The 17628-nt window shown below is 37.7% G+C and carries 13 protein-coding genes and 1 tRNA gene; 12 read left to right on the forward strand and 2 right to left on the reverse strand.

Features of this window, described 5'->3' with window-relative positions; translation table 11 throughout:
* Positions 1 to 125 precede the first annotated feature (125 nt).
* The 5 genes from rpsU to H4J52_RS12135 all read left to right on the forward strand — a co-directional run bounded on the left by rpsU (position 126) and on the right by H4J52_RS12135 (position 5460).
* On the forward strand, positions 126 to 341 hold the full coding sequence (rpsU, locus tag H4J52_RS12115) for a 30S ribosomal protein S21 (RefSeq protein WP_011045067.1): 216 nt from the start codon (positions 126 to 128) through the stop codon (positions 339 to 341).
* A 36-nt stretch (positions 342 to 377) separates the two neighbouring features.
* Positions 378 to 824: a GatB/YqeY domain-containing protein gene (locus H4J52_RS12120; protein WP_182177210.1), complete on the forward strand. Its 447-nt coding sequence runs from the start codon at positions 378 to 380 to the stop codon at positions 822 to 824.
* A 194-nt stretch (positions 825 to 1018) separates the two neighbouring features.
* Positions 1019 to 2776 carry a DNA primase gene (gene dnaG, locus H4J52_RS12125; protein WP_182224784.1) on the forward strand — a complete coding sequence of 586 codons (1758 nt, stop codon included), beginning with the start codon at positions 1019 to 1021 and terminating at the stop codon, positions 2774 to 2776.
* Positions 2777 to 2890: 114 nt separating this feature from the next.
* Positions 2891 to 4726, forward strand: a complete 1836-nt coding sequence (gene rpoD, locus H4J52_RS12130) for an RNA polymerase sigma factor RpoD (protein ID WP_182177212.1) — start codon at positions 2891 to 2893, stop codon at positions 4724 to 4726.
* A 104-nt stretch (positions 4727 to 4830) separates the two neighbouring features.
* Positions 4831 to 5460 carry a hypothetical protein gene (locus tag H4J52_RS12135; RefSeq protein WP_182177213.1) on the forward strand — a complete coding sequence of 210 codons (630 nt, stop codon included), beginning with the start codon at positions 4831 to 4833 and terminating at the stop codon, positions 5458 to 5460.
* A 3-nt stretch (positions 5461 to 5463) separates the two neighbouring features.
* On the opposite strand, the gene H4J52_RS12140 is transcribed toward H4J52_RS12135, so the two are convergent.
* Both H4J52_RS12140 and H4J52_RS12145 read right to left on the reverse strand, forming a co-directional pair.
* On the reverse strand, positions 5464 to 6624 hold the full coding sequence (locus tag H4J52_RS12140) for an MbnH family di-heme enzyme (protein WP_182224786.1): 1161 nt from the start codon (positions 6622 to 6624) through the stop codon (positions 5464 to 5466).
* Positions 6617 to 7453 (reverse strand): MbnP family copper-binding protein, encoded by an 837-nt coding sequence (locus H4J52_RS12145; RefSeq protein WP_182224787.1) that lies wholly within the window; start codon positions 7451 to 7453, stop codon positions 6617 to 6619. Before H4J52_RS12145 ends, H4J52_RS12140 begins: the two co-directional genes overlap by 8 nt.
* A gap of 142 nt (positions 7454 to 7595) precedes the next feature.
* On the opposite strand from H4J52_RS12145, the gene H4J52_RS12150 reads away from it, so the two are divergent.
* The 7 genes from H4J52_RS12150 to H4J52_RS12180 all read left to right on the forward strand — a co-directional run bounded on the left by H4J52_RS12150 (position 7596) and on the right by H4J52_RS12180 (position 17628).
* Positions 7596 to 10355, forward strand: a complete 2760-nt coding sequence (locus tag H4J52_RS12150; RefSeq protein ID WP_182223608.1) for a choice-of-anchor B family protein — start codon at positions 7596 to 7598, stop codon at positions 10353 to 10355.
* A gap of 164 nt (positions 10356 to 10519) precedes the next feature.
* Positions 10520 to 10596, forward strand: a tRNA-Ile gene (locus H4J52_RS12155).
* Positions 10597 to 11562: 966 nt separating this feature from the next.
* The gene (locus H4J52_RS12160; protein ID WP_182177223.1) at positions 11563 to 12624 is read left to right on the forward strand and encodes a methyl-accepting chemotaxis protein; all 1062 of its coding nucleotides are present in this window, start codon (positions 11563 to 11565) and stop codon (positions 12622 to 12624) included.
* A 432-nt stretch (positions 12625 to 13056) separates the two neighbouring features.
* A complete protein-coding gene (locus H4J52_RS12165; RefSeq protein ID WP_182177224.1) occupies positions 13057 to 13425 on the forward strand; it encodes a response regulator in 369 nt (122 codons plus the stop codon).
* Positions 13426 to 13443: 18 nt separating this feature from the next.
* Positions 13444 to 13779 (forward strand): lipid asymmetry maintenance protein MlaB, encoded by a 336-nt coding sequence (locus tag H4J52_RS12170; protein ID WP_182177225.1) that lies wholly within the window; start codon positions 13444 to 13446, stop codon positions 13777 to 13779.
* Positions 13769 to 15949, forward strand: coding sequence for a chemotaxis protein CheA (locus H4J52_RS12175; RefSeq protein WP_182224789.1), 2181 nt, complete (start codon positions 13769 to 13771; stop codon positions 15947 to 15949). The genes H4J52_RS12170 and H4J52_RS12175 overlap by 11 nt, the downstream gene beginning before the upstream one ends.
* Before the next feature lie 50 nt (positions 15950 to 15999).
* Complete coding sequence (locus tag H4J52_RS12180) at positions 16000 to 17628, forward strand: methyl-accepting chemotaxis protein (protein WP_182224791.1); 1629 nt, start codon at positions 16000 to 16002, stop codon at positions 17626 to 17628.

Here is a 17628-nt window from a genome sequence, read left to right on the forward strand (position 1 = left end):
TTACACTTTACTTTAACTAGTGGTTAGCTTTAAAATACGTCACCCAATTTTGATAGAGTGGGTGTTTGCGAAGCAATAATGTTTAAGCAATACACCAATCATATAGATACATACTAAGGTTATACATGCCAGTAATTAAAGTTAGAGAAAACGAACCATTTGACGTTGCATTACGTCGTTTTAAACGTTCATGTGAAAAAGCAGGGATCCTTTCAGAAGTTCGCCGTCGCGAATCTTACGAAAAGCCTACTTGGGAACGTAAACGTAAGAAAGCTGCAGCAGTTAAACGTGCCGCTAAAAAAGTTTCTCGTGAAAACGCTCGCCGCGTTCGCATGTACTAAGATACCTTAGTAGTATTTAAGACTATCGAGTAATATATGAGTTTAATAAATCAACTCAGAGATGAAATGAAAGTTGCTATGCGTGCTAAAGACAAATGTCGTCTTGGTGTTATTCGCATGGCTATATCAGCTGTTAAACAAGCCGAAATCGATCATAACCTCGAAGCAACTGATGAGAACGTCATTGCGCTTTTAACCAAAATGGTTAAACAGCGTAAAGAGTCAATCAAGATGTTTACTGAGGGTGGTCGAGATGAATTAGCGGCTAAAGAAGCTGAAGAAGTAACCGCGTTAGGATTTTTTCTTCCGCAACCTCTTTCAAGCGAAGAAGTTAGTCAGTTAATTACGAAAACTATTGCCGATACCGGTGCAGCTTCAATGGCTGACATGGGTAAAGTAATGGCGGTATTAAAACCTTTAATGCAAGGTAAAGCAGACTTAGGGGCCGTAAGTGGCCAAGTTCGCAATACATTAAACGCATAAAGGGTTGTAACAAAAGCTTACTCACTTAATCTTATAGAAAAATATTTTAAAGCCGTGAATTTATTTCACGGCTTTTTTGTTTATATAAAGCTCACTTAACGTTTCATCTTAACGAGAAACTAAAAAACACCTACCCCATCAGGTAAATTCAGTTTAAAATAAACATCGCACAAACAACCAAAGATAAAGTAGTAATGACTGGTATGATCCCTCGACAATTTATAGATGACTTATTGGCTCGCGCTGATATTGTCGAATTGATCGATTCTCGGGTTCCCTTAAAAAAAGCAGGTAAAAATTATCAAGCTTGCTGCCCCTTTCATACCGAAAAGTCTCCTTCATTTAGCGTTAGCCAAGATAAACAGTTTTATCATTGCTTTGGTTGTGGCGAACATGGCAATGCCATTTCTTTTTTAATGGAATTTGATCGTTTAGAGTTTCCTGACGCGATTGAAGAACTTGCTTCTCATTATAATATGGAAGTGCCTCGCGAAAAAAACAACCATAGTCCTGCACAACTTAAACAACAGCAACAAGCACATCAACAAAAACAAGACGATTATGAGCTAATGGAAAAAATCAGTCGTTTTTATCAACAACAATTAAAAGTTGCCCAAGACAAAGATACCGCCATCGAGTACCTAAAAGGTCGTGGACTAAGCGGTGAAGTCGTTAAGCGCTTTGGTATTGGTTATATCAGCGATGCTTGGGATGGCATGATGAACATTTTTGCTACAAATCCTTCAGCAACGCAACAGCTTGTTGATTTAGGCATGGCGATTAAAGGAGATAAAAACCGTCCATATGATCGATTTAGAGGCCGAATTCAATTTCCTATTCGAGACAAGCGTGGACGGGTTATCGGTTTCGGCGGACGGGTTTTGGGTGATGGTACGCCAAAATATTTAAACTCTCCAGAAACACGTATTTATCATAAAGGCCAAGAATTATATGGTTTATATGAAGCGAAACAAGCCAATAAGCAATTAACACGTTTAGTCGTTGTTGAAGGCTATATGGACGTTGTCGCCCTTGCACAACATGGGGTTGACTATGCTGTTGCATCGCTTGGTACATCAACAACGCCAGAACAATGCCAAACATTATTTAGAACCGTTAAAGAGGTTATTTGTTGTTATGATGGCGACCGCGCAGGACGAGATGCTGCTTGGCGAGCCATGGAAAATGCTCTTCCTTTAATTAACGACGGCACTAGCTTAAAATTTGTATTTTTACCGGATGGCGAAGACCCAGATTCATTAATTAGAGAAAAAGGTCAACAGGCTTTCGAAGAAATTTTAGATAACGCCACGCCTTTATCAGTATTTCTATTTGATCACCTTTCTTTGCAAGTGAATATGAATACGCTGGAAGGTAAATCAAAAATGATTGAATTATTTCAGCCTTATTTAAATAAACTTCCTGACAGCACGTTGAAAGATTCAATTTTAACTGAATTAGCCAATAAATTTGCACGTGGTAACGAAAAACGTTTAGAAGAATTACGTAAAAAAAATGTCCAAAAAAATAAGGCGAGTGCAGTAAAAAAACAAAGTAAGATCACACCATTGCGTCTTGCTATTGCATTATTACTTGAGCACCCCCATATCATTAGAGCGTTACCCGATATTACCATTTTACAACAGCTCGATATGCCAGGTATCCCCTTGCTAAATAGTCTGTTAGTACTATGTAAACAAAATTCAGATATTAACAGTGGTCAATTGATTGAACATTTTCGAGGGACGACTGAAGGTAGTCAATTAACAAAGTTGATGTGCTTACAGCACTATGTCGAACCTGAAAATGCTGAATCAATGTTTATTGATGTAATAGAAAGTTTTTTAAACAAATTTATTGAACAACGCACAGAGCAATTGCTTGCTAAAGAATATGAAAGTGGTTTAAGCAAAAGTGAGAAACAAGAATTGCACAGTTTGTTAAGTGCGTAGCAAGTAAAAATAAGTTGAACTTAGTTTAACGCTGGCAATATACTAAGCAATTAGCTATAATTTCCGGCTTACTGTTTTCATTTTGATAGCCATAATTTAGGTGGACACTCGTCAATGAATCAAGCCCCACAATCTAGACTTAAAGAGCTCATTACCAAAGGTAAAGAGCAAGGTTACTTAACTTTTGCACAAGTTAACGATCACCTTCCACAAGACATAATCGATTCAGACCAAGTTGAAGACATCGTTAGAATGATCAACGACATGGGTATTCAAGTATTCGAAACTGCTCCAGATCAAGATACTTTGATGATGACAGAAGGTAATACTGATGAAGATGCTGCTGAGGCAGCAGCCCAAGCACTTGCTACGGTTGAAAGCGAAATTGGTAGAACAACAGATCCTGTCCGCATGTACATGCGTGAAATGGGTACGGTTGAACTATTAACACGTAAAGGCGAAATTGTAATCGCTAAGCGTATTGAAGAAGGCATTAAAGAAGTTCAGCGCAGTGTTGCTGAATATCCGCCGGCAATCAATTTCTTACTCGATATGTGGGACAACTTTGAAGCGGAAGAAGTACGCTTAACTGACATTATTGTTGGCTTTTTAGACCCTGATGCCGAAGAAGAAGAAATTCCAGCGGCAGCGACTCATATTGGCTCAGAGCTCTCGAAAGAAGATCTAAGTGATGAAGACAAAGCTGATGATGAAGACGAGGAAGAAGAAGATACAGGTCCTTGTCCTGAGCTTGCTAAAGAAAAGTTCACACTGCTTCGCAATGCCTATGAGAAAGCAAACAAAGTTATTGATGCAAAAGGTCGTGGTCATAAAGACGCACAATCAGCAATTGATGATCTAGCTGAAGTATTTAAAGAATTCCGTTTAATACCTAAACTTTTTGATAAGCTGGTTAAAAACATGCGTAGCGTAATGGATAGATTACGTATTCAAGAACGTTTAATCATGAAGCACTGTGTTGTTGGTGCGGGCATGCCTAAAACAACGTTTATTAAGATATTCCCTGGTAATGAAACCTCTAAAGATTGGTTTAACGAACATAAAGCTGCAGGTCATGCTTACTCAGCAAAAATGTCTGATATTGAACTAGACGTTGAACGCTGTATTTATAAATTAAACCAATTAGAAAAAGAAACGTTCTTAAATGTACACGGTATTAAAGATATTAATCGTCGTATGTCTATCGGTGAAGCTAAGGCTCGTCGTGCGAAAAAAGAAATGGTTGAAGCTAACTTACGTCTTGTTATTTCAATTGCGAAAAAATACACCAACCGTGGTTTACAATTCTTAGATTTAATTCAAGAAGGTAACATTGGTTTGATGAAAGCGGTTGATAAATTTGAATACCGTCGTGGTTACAAATTTTCAACGTATGCAACGTGGTGGATCCGTCAAGCGATCACTCGTTCAATTGCTGACCAAGCCAGAACGATTCGTATCCCAGTACATATGATTGAAACGATCAATAAATTGAATCGTATTTCACGTCAAATGTTACAAGAAATGGGACGCGAGCCAACACCTGAAGAATTAGCAGAACGTATGATAATGCCTGAAGATAAAATCCGTAAGGTATTAAAAATTGCTAAAGAGCCTATTTCAATGGAAACCCCTATTGGTGATGACGAAGATTCACACTTAGGCGATTTCATTGAAGATGGTAACGGTGAGCTACCTGTTGATTCTGCTACTGCAGAAAACTTGAAATTTGCTACACACGAAGTATTAGCTGGCTTAACCGCTCGTGAAGCTAAAGTGCTAAGAATGCGTTTTGGTATCGATATGAATACCGACCATACTTTAGAAGAAGTAGGCAAACAATTTGATGTTACACGTGAACGTATTCGTCAAATTGAAGCAAAAGCGTTGCGTAAACTACGTCACCCTTCTCGCTCTGAACAACTCAAAAGTTTCTTAGACGGCGAATAAATCTTTCATTTTTAAATGATAACTTAAAATCCAGTAATGACTTACTGGATTTTTTTTACCTGAAATTAACTCGACTTAACCCATATTCTATAAAAGGACTTTCAATGCGCTTTATCATTCTATTACTTTCTTTATTTTTAACACTACCGACGTTAGCGTCTAAATCTGAGCCTATCGAAGTAACTCCCTTTGCAGGTTACCGTTTAGGGGGGGACTTTACTGTTGCAGGTGACTTTTATGATATGAGTGAACCCCAATCGTTAGAAGTTGAGATAGATGAAAGTTCAAGTTTTGGCGTAATTGTCGCTTGGCCTTATGATGATAAACGCCAAGGAGAATTACTGTTCAGCCACTATGAGAGTGAACTAATACCTGCAAGCTTATTAACACCATATACGAGTGATCTGTCAGTAAGCTACCTACACATCGGCGGTAATGTACCCATTTCAAACACCTTAATACCCTTCTGGTTTTCTGGTGGCTTTGGTATTACGCATTTTTCACCTGATGCAAAAGAACTTGATGATGAAACCAAACTGTCGGTTAATTTAGGGTTTCATAGCAAATTACAATTAAGTGAACAGGTAGCTATTCGCTTAGGTGCAAGAGTCTATGCAACACTTATTGACGCTAAAGATGCAATATTCTGTGATAACAATACCTGTGAAGTCGCAATATCAAGCGACATGTGGGTGCAAAGTGAATTATCAGCAGGTTTAACCTTCACGTTTTAAGACTTACTTATCAACAATAATATGCTTGGGATCAGATAAAAATGTTTGGTCCGTGAGTGTTTTCAAGAAAGCCAGCAAATCGTTTTTTTCTGCGGTGGTCAAAGTAAATCCTTTGATAAACTGACTTTTTAATGGGTTTTTTCGACCATCTCCTTGATGTTTTCCTGTTGTAATATTTCTTCCACCTGCCGCATAAAAATCAATAACGTCGGATAAATTCGCCATACTGCCATCATGCATATAGGGAGCACTGACTTCAATATTACGTAAAGTGGGCGCTCTAAACCGACCATCGTCCCTTGCTAAGGTTGAAATTTCTGCTAAACCTGTATCATTTTTTGGGTAACCTGATTTGTGACTATTACTTACATTATACAAACCCGTATTATGAAAAGGTCTGCGATCAATTAGCTGTTTTTCATGGCTGGTAGACTGCGTAAAATTAAATCCACCATGACAATGATGACACTCGAGCCTTTCTGAGAAAAACAGATTCATCCCTCGTAAAGCTTCTGCGGATATAGCATTGTCGTTAGCCAAATATGCGTAGCTATCAAAAGGCGAATCTAAAGAAATTAAACTGCGTACGTAACTCGCTAATGCTTTAACAATTAAATCGAAACTTATGGTTTTTTCTGGGAAGGCTTCAGTGAATAAACGCTGATAACTCTTGGTATTAAATCGCGCTAAAACCTGATCTTCATGGCCAGTTATACCTAATTCAACCGGTGATTCACCAAACATAGGTAATAGTATTTGCTGTTCAATAGAGGTTAAACCGTCATGGGCCCACGTTAATGTTTTGTTGTACGCTATGTTAACTAAAGCAGAGGCATTACGTCGATGTGGTTGTGCGGTGCTACCAAATGAGTGTGGGATATTTTCACCAAAAGAAAATTCTTGATGATGACAACTGGCGCAAGCTTGTTGTTGATTGGCAGATAAACTTTTATCAAAAAAGAGTTGTTTACCTAAATTAACTTTTGCTTGGGTCATCGGGTTATCTTGCGGCACTTGTGGTTTAGGGAATCCCGCGATAATTGGCCACTGATAATCACTTTCTAGCTTCTTATTCTCACTACATGATTGCAAAACCAAAAAAATGCCAAAAGTGAATAAGCACTGAAGTGTTAATTTAACCCGATGTAGAAGCCCATTATTCATTATTTTTTGTCTTAAATAACAACGATTCATTACTAGTATTCGCTCCCAAACCTAAATTTTTAAATAACATTTTACAGCTTTCTTCGTCGGCTGCCGATTGACAACTATTTTTGCGTGCTAACCTAACATCTCGCACTAACAACGCTAAATTAAATTCAATGGTAGAATTTTCCAAGGTAAAAGGTAAAGAAACAGACACGCGATTAGGATACAAACATTCATTTTTTGGTGCACGTACAGGGCTTAATGCTTTACAACCGGTAGAGCCTAGGTGAAATAGCCAGTCATCGTTTTGAGAGACTAACTCGGCCCGCATAAATTTATGCCCCCCTTGCCATCCCCAAAACATTGAAGCCTCATTTAATGGACTAGGTTGGGTTAATGGATTCAGGTGATTAAGTGCAAATGGTACACCTAAAGTAAAACGAATATCAGTAACAACAACCGCTTCATCTAAGGGTATTAATTCGAGTTGCCAATAACCTTTGCTATTTTTTCTATCACATACCTCTCCCAATAAAGCGACATTGTCTGCTTGATTTGCATTTGTTGTCATCAGCCAAGGCTGCCAACCATTACTGCTGGTATTCACCTCAACGCCATGGATAAAAAACTGTAACTGCTGATATTGCCACTGTTGTGGTTCGCTACTTTTTAATTCATGAACATCAGAAAAACTACTCGCACAGTTGATGGCAGTATTTTTATAAAAAGCTTGAAAGGTAATTTTTGTGGGGTTCGCCTTTTGAAAACATCCTGAAAGTAAGGTTATACTTAACCCAAAAATAGGTGTGATAGATAAAAAAAATTTTAATATATAACGGTTCATTTGAATAAGGCTTAATCGTTGAATGCAAAGTAATATTTACATGAAGTTAAGGTAATGTTAACGAGTCAGTTTTAAATTGTACGTTAACTTGCTATGGTAAAGCCATCAAATATTGAACAGCTAAATAAAAAACGAGCACATTATGGCTAAAATATCATTACCTCTTAGCATTGCAATTATTTCAATATCCTATTTTTTACTCTCTTCAAATACATTAGCTCATTCAGAGCATGATAAGTCGAGATTTGTTGCTATTAATGGCGTAGATAAAGACCGCTGTGATAATGTTCTTAGACCCTGCAAAACAATTGCTTATGCTGTTAGCCAGGCAAACAAGGGTGACAACGTACTTGTTGCTTCAGGCGACTTTACAATCACTTCAAGCGAAGAACTATTTTATTTAAAAAGTGCTCTTGTGTCAGTCGTTGGAGGCTATAATCAATTTGATCATTACCAATCACAAAGCCCTCAGTCAAATGTGACCACTTTACATAATATTCCAATTGAAATGGTTGATGAGCTTCGTAGTAACGGTTTTCGCGTTATTGCTGATGGTAAAGCCTTTGCTAATGATAAAGATTTAAAACAAAAACTTGCAAGTTATTATCAACTCAGTGAAAGCCAAGCAAATGAACCTTGTGTTAATGGCAAAGCTGATATTTTTGACTGTAATAACATTGATTTGCTCGCTCATCTCCCATTAACTGCAATGTCGAGTGATCCTGTTGAAGGCAACGACATTTGGGGACATGTCGATTTAAATACGGGTAATGAATTTGCTATTATGGGCGTAACCAATGGTGTCGTTGTAGTTGATGTAACCGCCCCCATGACTCCTGTAGAAGTAGGAACTATTGCAGGTGTAACATCTCAATGGAGAGATGTAAAAGTTTACCAATACTTTGATGAAACTATCAATTTATGGCAAGCCTATGCTTATGTTACAACCGAAGGTGTTCGTAATGGTCCAACAGACTATGTGACTATTATTGACCTTAACACTCTTCCTCATTCAATAACCTTAGTTGAAAAGAATAAAGTGGTCAGTAGAGCCCATAATGTTTATATCACTAATGTTGATCATACCCTTAATATAACGCTTCCAGATCAAACCGCTTCACTACAGCTTATTGGCACAAACAGTAGAGGTGGGGCTTTCCAAAGCTATTCATTAGAAAACCCAAAAACATTAGTCAACGTTGCTGCTAACAATTTTGGTATTGGCTACACCCATGATGGGGCCTCTCTCGTTATAGATGACCAACGTGCACTTAATGATTGTGGTTTAACATCTGGTAGTTGTACTATTTTCATTGATTTTAATGAAGATGTTATGAAGTTATGGAATATAACCGATCCAAACAACTCAGCCCAGTTAGGTACAGCTGAATATAACGATGTAGCTTTGAACAATAAATATGTACATTCTGGCTGGGGCACTGAAGATAAGCAGTTCATTTTATTACATGACGAGTTTGATGAATTTCGTGGTGGATTAAACACCACCGTTAGAATATTTTCAATTGGGGATCTAACGAACCCAACACAGGTTGGCCAATGGACCGGCCCCACACAAGCGATTGATCACAATGGTTTTGTTCGAGGTAATAGATACTATATGTCTAACTACGAACGTGGCTTAACCATTTTAGACATTACAGATCCAACAACGCCTACTGAAGTTGGGTTCTTTGATACTTTCACACCGAGTAACTCAGCGAGCTTTAATGGTGCATGGGGCGTGTATCCATTTTTACCGTCAGGAAATATTCTTGTTAGCGATATTAACAGTGGTCTGTATGTACTAAAAGATAACGCTAAAGCTTCAACGAAAGGAATGTTCAGCTTTACCAGTAAAAGCACGAAAATTGCTCAAGGAACAACACTGAACCTCATTGTGCAACGTAATGGTTCAAACATTACAGAAAGTACTGCGGTAAGTTACCAAGTTATTCAAGGTAGCGCTAAAAAAGGTACCGACTTTGATGTAGAAAACAACACACTCACTTGGGCTGCAAACGACAATGCGAATAAGACAATAAGTATTGATATTGCAGATGACCTAACAAATACCGAATTGTCAGAGTCTTTCTTTATACGTTTATATAATCCAACTAATGGTGCAACACTTGGCTCAAACAGTTACAACACCATCAATATTAATGGGTTAATAGATAAAGGAACGGGAAGCTTTGAATTCGACGAACAAACAATCGCAGAGAATGTTGGTGAATACGCCGTAAACATTAACCGAATGGGTAGCACATCGGGCAGTATCTCATTCCAATATCAACTGACTTCAGGACAAGCGATTATTGGTAGCGATATCATTGATGTATCGGGGCAAGTATCTTGGGGCGAAGGTGAAAGTGATACTAAAAAAATTATATTAACCATTATTGATGATATGGAAGAAGAAGATGATGAAACGTTCACCTTAACCTTATCAAGCATAGATAATAGTCGATTAGGTGGCAATGCAGAAATCATATTCACGATTGCTGATGATGATAAAAATACAGCACCTGTAGTTACTCTAAGAGAGAATTTTGAAGTAAATACTAATCAAGGTGTAACGTTAACGGCTCAAGCCGTAGATGCAGAAAGCGACAGTATGACCTACTTATGGGAGCAAACAGCAGGCTCAGCCGTATCGATAACTAACGCTGATATGTTATCAGCAAGCTTTACGGCCCCAAATACTTCTACTGCGTTAACATTTAAACTCACCGCCACTGATTTCAGAGGTGCATCAAGTACAGGAAGTGTTATTGTTTCAGTAGTCGCCCCCGTTGTAATAACACCAACCCCCAATACAAAAAGTAGTGGCGGCACAATATTATGGTTAACAATCCTTTCATTATCTTTATTAACCAAGAGAAAAGTCATTATCAATAAATAGTAGCTAGGCAATGGTGATATAAAATCACCCATATCGCCTAATAATTAAGCGAACGATGTAAAATTTAGCATTTTTTAAAAATACGCTAGTGACAACAAAATAAAAAATGCTTATACTTCACGCCGCTTTAAGTTGAAGTCTCAATTTAAAGCGGATAAAAAGATGGCCCCTTAGCTCAGTTGGTTAGAGCATTCGACTCATAATCGACAGGTCCCCTGTTCAAGTCAGGGAGGGGCCACCACTTTTTGTTTTCAACGAATTACTTTCAAGTTAAAAATTCAAAGTACACTTAGTCCCTCCTCCGCTGGTCCATGGCTGGGGAAAACAAAACAATCAGTACTCCCCAAGAAAAAGACACCGTAAAAAATAGCTACCAAAGCGATAAATTTTGCCTACTTCCATAGTTTTCCCAACTACTTAAGCGAAAATTAAAGAGCTGAAGAGACCAAACTACTCACGTCAAAAAAAGTATGTTTTTACATATGGTCCTAAATTAACTCCATAAGCCTATTTATTAAATAAACATCTAATCACTATAATAAATTTTATTTAATTAACATCCATGAAATTCACTTAAATGTAAAAATTCACTACGTTATTAAAGTAATATTTAAACCTTATTAATAAACCTTTCTTTCATTAATATAATCAGCTCTTGTAGGCTATTTTATCTTTGTTTAATAGCGTAATAACGATGTAATAAAACCTTGATAAAATTAATCAAAATAAAGTGTTTAAAAATTGATCTGCTATTATTTTTGATACGTATACCTCATAACATTGCTATTAATAGAGCATATGTACAATAAATGTGACGTATTATTAACAAATAGCATACATATTACATAACGTTAATTTAATATTTTATGACATTGACAAACGGATAATGCAAGTGATAGGTTGAAATATAACAGAGGTGTTGGCTGAGAATTAATACAATCAACGTTATCACCCGGTAGTTATCTTCGATGATATTTTCACATACTCAGTGTTGATAGTTCGCACTTATGTTGGCATAAGCTATTTTATTTTAGATATAAGTAATGAATACTTTCGTGATTATTTATGTTTAGAACATTAAAATTTTACAGATAATAGGGGAAAAATTATTAAACGGATTTTCAGTAGTATTTTTTTAGCACTCACTTGTATCGTCCTTTTACAATTTAGTGATGGTTCCATTTTATACAAGGTAATAGCGAGTGTAATGTTATTATTACTTGCTTGGTACATTGACAAGCAAATAATAATCAAACATAAAGAAGCTATTCGTCTGTCGATTATTGAATGTAACGAGCAGCATGCCGTTCAGCAGACAATAGAATCAAACAACAGGGAAAACGCAATTCACACTCTTTGTCAAAGTGCTTTACCGCTTTGGCAAAAGCATATCAACACAGCCAGAATACACTCAGAACAAGAAATAGGAAAACTTTGTCACCAGTTTTCAAATCTGATTAGCGGAATGGAAAACGCAATGCATGTATCAACGCAAACTATTGGTTCAGAAACAAACCAAAATAAAATTTCTCTGATGCAAGTTATCCAAAATAGTCAGACGGAATTGGCAGAAGTGTTGGAGTCACAACGTAAAACCATGGAGAGCAAAGAAACTATGCTCAGTGGCATGTCTCAGCTAAAGGGCATTACCAAAGAATTAAACAGCATGGCAACAATCGTTTCCAGTTTAGCAGATCAAACGAACTTGTTAGCACTTAATGCCTCTATAGAAGCCGCACGTGCTGGTGAAGCCGGCAGAGGTTTTGCCGTAGTTGCAGAAGCAGTGCGCGAGTTAGCACAAAAATCCGGAGATGCAGGTAATAACATTCAACGACGCGTTGCTCTCGTTAACGAGACAATTAATCATACGTTAGACGCTACAGATGATTACTCTAAGCAAGACGATATTGCTATGCAAGAAACAGAAATTGCAATTAAGGGAAGTATGAATCACATCGCTGATTCAGCAGAGCAGGTTGAATTAACAGCAACTCAATTAAGCATAGAACAGCAAAACATGCATAAGGAAATCAGTCGAGTATTAGTTTCCTTACAATTCCAAGATAGGGTTAGCCAAATACTCAGCCAAGTGGAACAAGATGTTGGAAGCTTAGTGGCTTCGCTTAATGAAGAGCAGTGGCATACTTTTATTGATGTCAAAGATTGGCTTCATAAAATGGAAAAAAGTTATACCATGCCTGAGCAATATGATAACCATTTAGGTGTTGATACAAGCAATAGTGAACCTGAAGAAATTACATTTTTCTAAGTAAATAAAGGCAAAAATGTAATCTTTTATATTGATATTAAATTACTTACAAAATTTTTATAAAAAAGTGAACCGTCAATATGTGTTATACGTATAAGTTATAATTATTTGATCTAACATTTGCGTGTAAGGGTTAAATCACCTTAATATTTACAATTGATAGTAAAAGGAAGTATGGGAAATGGATGATAAAAGATTTACTCACTATATAGCCATCTCGAATGGCAATACAAATAACGACAGTGCTCAATATAAGCATCGATTTTTCTCTACATTACGAAGCTTAGTCAAACAGAATTAAATCACAGCAAATCACAGCAAATCACAGCAAACCACAGCAAACCACAGCATCGTAGTAATAGTACGATTTATCCCCGTATTAATAAAAATTAATACGGGGGTAAATCAATATTTTTTAATTAGGAGTAGATCGTGGCGAAAAAAATAATGATAGTGGATGACTCAACCTCTTTAAGGCAGTTGGTCATCATGGCACTAAAAAGTCAAAATTACGATGTAATCGAAGCTTGTGATGGTATTGACGCCCTTTCTAAACTATCAGGGTCAAAAATCCATCTTATTATCAGTGATATAAATATGCCCAACATGGATGGCATTAGCTTTGTAAAAGAATTAAAGAAAAATCCATCTTACAAATTTACGCCCGTAATAATGTTGACGACTGAATCACAAGAAGGGAAAAAAAGAGAGGCACAAGCTGCTGGTGCTAAAGCTTGGATAGTTAAGCCGTTTCAACCCCAACAGATGTTGTCGGCCGTAGCCAAACTTATACTGCCATAAAAATAAAAAGGACTGATCATGTTGAAATATGAAGATAATAAAAATCTTATCAGTATATCAATCATAAATGAGATGAACATCTACAGTGCAGCCGAGCTTAAGACTTTGTTAGATAAGCTAATAGACGACAAGCGAGATATGGAAATTAACCTTGATGGGGTATCAGAAATTGATAGCGCAGGCATCCAGTTATTAATGTTGATTAAACAAGAACGTAACAATAATAATCTGCGTTTATCATTAGTACAACATAGTAATGCCGTGCTTGACGCCTTCGAATTTCTTGGCTTGGTTTCGTATTTTAACGACCCAGTTTTACTGACCAATAGAAAAGGAGATTTACATGGAGCTTGATTTGAGTGTGGTATTACCAACATTTTTAGATGAGTCACGTGAGGGACTCGATGAATTAGAAACAATATTATTACATCTTGAACACAACAATGTTGACCATGATAAGCTAAATTCTATTTTTAGAATAGCCCATACCATCAAAGGCTCTGCTGGTATGTTTGGGCTTGATGAGATCGTAAATTTCACCCATGTTGTAGAGAATTTCTTAGATAAATTACGTGAGGGTAATACAAATATTACGGCTGAACTTGTTGAGCTACTTCTAGCTTGTGGCGATCATATTCGGCTATTAGTACAAATAGCCGAAACACAAGATCCACTCGATGATTTACTCGTCAAGAATGGCAGTGCTTTGATATCAAAATTATCAATATTGAATGGCCCAGATGAAGATAGCAATGTAAAAAAAGACATGGTGCCATTGCCAGATACTGACACTGAACGCATTGATAGCGAACACGCTAAAAATGACAATTGGCATATCTCGTTACAACTTTCTATTGACACATTACGTAATGGTATGGAACCCCTGTCAATGTTGCATTATTTGGAAACACTTGGTGAAGTTATCAGTATCACTACGCTTGGTGATGCTATTCCACAAAATGCCGAGATGGATCCAGAAAGTTTATATCTACGTTTTGAAATTATCTTTAAAACAACATCAGATAAACAAACAATTGATGATGCCTTTGAATTTTTTAAAGAGGGTAGCCATATTGCGATTTTGCCACCGAACAGCAAAGTGTCAGATTATATCGCGCTTATTGACTCGAGTGATGATGATGAGCGTATTGGTGAAATATTAGTGCATGCAGGAGCAATCACACAAACTGAATTAAACGATGCACTTAGCACACAATACAGTTTACATATGACTTCGATAGAGAAACCACTGGGCGATATTCTTGTTGAGCAACGAATGTCTTATCAACCAGTAATAGATGCTGCCATTGTAAAACAAACACAGATCCGTAGTGATAAATCTAGAGATGCTGCCTCGGTAAGAGTCGACTCCGCTAAGCTCGACCTACTGATTAACTTAGTGGGAGAATTGGTCATTGCCAGTGCGGGTACCGCACTTAATGCGCAAACGACTGAAAACACAATGTTAATTGAGTCTGTATCGACATTAACCACTCTAGTTGAAGAAGTAAGAGACAGTGCCTTGTGTCTGCGAATGATACCCATTGGTGCTACTTTTACTCGCTTTAAACGAGTGGTACATGATATGTCAAAAGAACTCGGTAAAGATATTGAACTGATAATTACTGGCGCTGATACTGAGCTTGATAAAACGGTGGTCGAAAAAATTAGTGACCCATTAATGCATTTGGTACGCAACTCCATAGATCATGGCATTGAAAATATTGATACTCGACAAGCAAACGGGAAATCAGCGACGGGCTTAATCAAACTCAATGCATACCATGACTCTGGCTGCATCATTATTGAAGTCAACGACGATGGAGCTGGGCTGGATAAGCAGCGAATACTCAATAAAGCGATAGATAAGGGTTTAGTGCAGGAAGGCCAACAACTAGAAGATAGTGATATATATAACTTAATCTTTGAACCCGGTTTTTCAACCGCGAATGAAGTAACCAACATCTCTGGGCGCGGCGTGGGTATGGATGTCGTTAAACGTAATATTACTGAACTACGCGGTGCTATAGAGCTGGACAGTAAACCTGGACTAGGTACTAACTTTAGAGTGCGCTTACCGCTCACTTTAGCGATTATTGATGGTTTCCTTATTGGTGTTAGCGCAGACACCTTTGTCATTCCACTTGATTTAGTCATTGAATGTATTGAATTAAAGGAGATGAATAACTCACTAGACACGAGCAAAGATTATATTAATTTACGAGGCGAAGTATTACCACTCATCAACCTACGAACATTGTTAGCCATAGAAGGAGGCTTAGGAAAACGACAAAACATAGTTGTTGTGAAATATGGCAGTAATAAAGCAGGCATTGTTGTTGATGAGCTCATGGGCGAATTTCAAACCGTCATCAAGCCACTAGGAGATATTTTTCATAATGTTAGAGCCGTCAGCGGTTTTACGGTACTGGGCAATGGCGATGTTTCATTGATCCTCGATATTCCTGGTTTAATACAAGGAGCCATAAGCAATCAACCTCACATTTTACCTATAACGGCTTAATCTTAAATAACAATAAACAATAACTAAATTATAAATAACGGAGTATTAACATGTTTAAAGATCAAAAAATTGGCATAAAATTAATTGGAGCATTTCTGCTCGTCTCAATGATTACTGGACTGGTTGGCTTTATTGGGGTCTCCAACATGTCTGAACTCAATGACGCTGCTGACGACTTGTATCAAAAAGAATTACTGGGTTTGTCTCGTATTAAAGAGGCCAATGTCAACTTGATGGGTGTGGCACGTTCGCTTCGAAATTCAGTGTTAGCGACCACAGAAGAGGAAAGACAAAGGTATATCACGCAAACATCTATTAATGCCGATGCCGTTCAAGCGAGCTTTGATAAAGCTAGGTCGCAATTTACCACCGAAGAAGGTAAACAATTACTTAACGCTTTCTCTCGAGAGTGGGGGGAATATAAAGTTGCCCTAATAAAGGTAAAAAAAATCATTAATTCAGAAACGCTCGTGAATAATGACAGGCAGTCAATCATCTTTATTCAAACAGATTTACGCGTTATCGCTAACACAGTAGACGACTTACTGACTGAACTGTCAGAAGTGAAAGAAACCAATGCCGCAGATGCCTCACAATTCACCTCTAATCTGTATGACAATAGTCGAGTATTAATGATCAGTTTTTCTGTCGGTGGTGTCATTATTGGTATCATTTTAGGGTTCTTTATTTCACGCGCTATTACCACACCACTTGTTCAAGCTGTTGCCGTTGCAAATCTTCTTGCTGAGGGAGATCTTACCGTCGACATAGAAATTAATAGTAAAGATGAAACAGGTCAACTTTTGTCCGCGATGAAATCTATGGCTAACAGGCTAACAACAACGATCACTGATGTCAGATCTGCCACAGAAAATTTAACCTCTGCTTCAGAGCAAGTGTCGGCAACGGCACAAAGTATCAGCCAAAGCACCAGCGAACAAGCCGCCAGTGTTGAAGAAACGTCGGCTTCGGTAGAGCAAATGTCAGCGTCTATTAATCAAAATACTGAAAATGCTAAAGTAACGAATGCCATGTCAACAAAAGCAGCGAAAGAAGCTGGTGAAGGTGGCGCTTCGGTTAAAGCCACAGTAGTCGCTATGAATAGTATTGCAGGGAAAATCAGTATCATTGATGATATTGCCTATCAAACTAACCTATTGGCACTTAATGCCGCAATTGAAGCAGCTCGAGCCGGCGAACATGGCAAGGGATTTGCGGTAGTCGCAGCAGAAGTACGTAAGTTGGCAGAACGCAGTCAAATAGCCGCACAAGAAATAGGTGAGTTAGCCCAAAACAGTGTAGGTACTGCAGAAAAAGCAGGAAAATTATTGGATGATATAGTACCGTCTATCTCAAAAACATCTGACTTGGTTCAGGAAATTAGCGCGGCGTCAGAAGAGCAATCTTCTGGAGCCTCACAAATAAACAACGCCATGGAACAACTCAATAAAATAACTCAGCAAAGCGCTTCAACGTCTGAAGAGCTTGCAGCTACTGCTGAAGAAATGAGTGGTCAGGCTGAGCAGTTACAGGAAACCATGAATTTCTTTTCACTGCCTAGTGCCGGTAATTCATCAGTCACATCAATGAAAAAGACCACACCAAAAATGACGGTGGTTAAAGACAATGATGATTACTTACCTAAAGCGGTTGGCGACTCAGAATTTGTTCGATTCTAG

Source organism: Colwellia sp. MB02u-14, assembly GCF_014076915.1.
In the GTDB taxonomy this organism is placed as follows: domain Bacteria; phylum Pseudomonadota; class Gammaproteobacteria; order Enterobacterales; family Alteromonadaceae; genus Colwellia_A.

Coding starts and splice junctions, on each gene's coding strand:
- rpsU (WP_011045067.1), top strand. CDS start 126: ATGCCAGTAATTAAAGTTAGAGAAAACGAACCATTTGACGTTGCATTA.
- H4J52_RS12120 (WP_182177210.1), top strand. CDS start 378: ATGAGTTTAATAAATCAACTCAGAGATGAAATGAAAGTTGCTATGCGT.
- dnaG (WP_182224784.1), top strand. CDS start 1,019: ATGACTGGTATGATCCCTCGACAATTTATAGATGACTTATTGGCTCGC.
- rpoD (WP_182177212.1), top strand. CDS start 2,891: ATGAATCAAGCCCCACAATCTAGACTTAAAGAGCTCATTACCAAAGGT.
- H4J52_RS12135 (WP_182177213.1), top strand. CDS start 4,831: ATGCGCTTTATCATTCTATTACTTTCTTTATTTTTAACACTACCGACG.
- H4J52_RS12140 (WP_182224786.1), bottom strand. CDS start 6,624: ATGAATAATGGGCTTCTACATCGGGTTAAATTAACACTTCAGTGCTTA.
- H4J52_RS12145 (WP_182224787.1), bottom strand. CDS start 7,453: ATGAACCGTTATATATTAAAATTTTTTTTATCTATCACACCTATTTTT.
- H4J52_RS12150 (WP_182223608.1), top strand. CDS start 7,596: ATGGCTAAAATATCATTACCTCTTAGCATTGCAATTATTTCAATATCC.
- H4J52_RS12160 (WP_182177223.1), top strand. CDS start 11,563: ATGTTATTATTACTTGCTTGGTACATTGACAAGCAAATAATAATCAAA.
- H4J52_RS12170 (WP_182177225.1), top strand. CDS start 13,444: ATGTTGAAATATGAAGATAATAAAAATCTTATCAGTATATCAATCATA.
- H4J52_RS12175 (WP_182224789.1), top strand. CDS start 13,769: ATGGAGCTTGATTTGAGTGTGGTATTACCAACATTTTTAGATGAGTCA.
- H4J52_RS12180 (WP_182224791.1), top strand. CDS start 16,000: ATGTTTAAAGATCAAAAAATTGGCATAAAATTAATTGGAGCATTTCTG.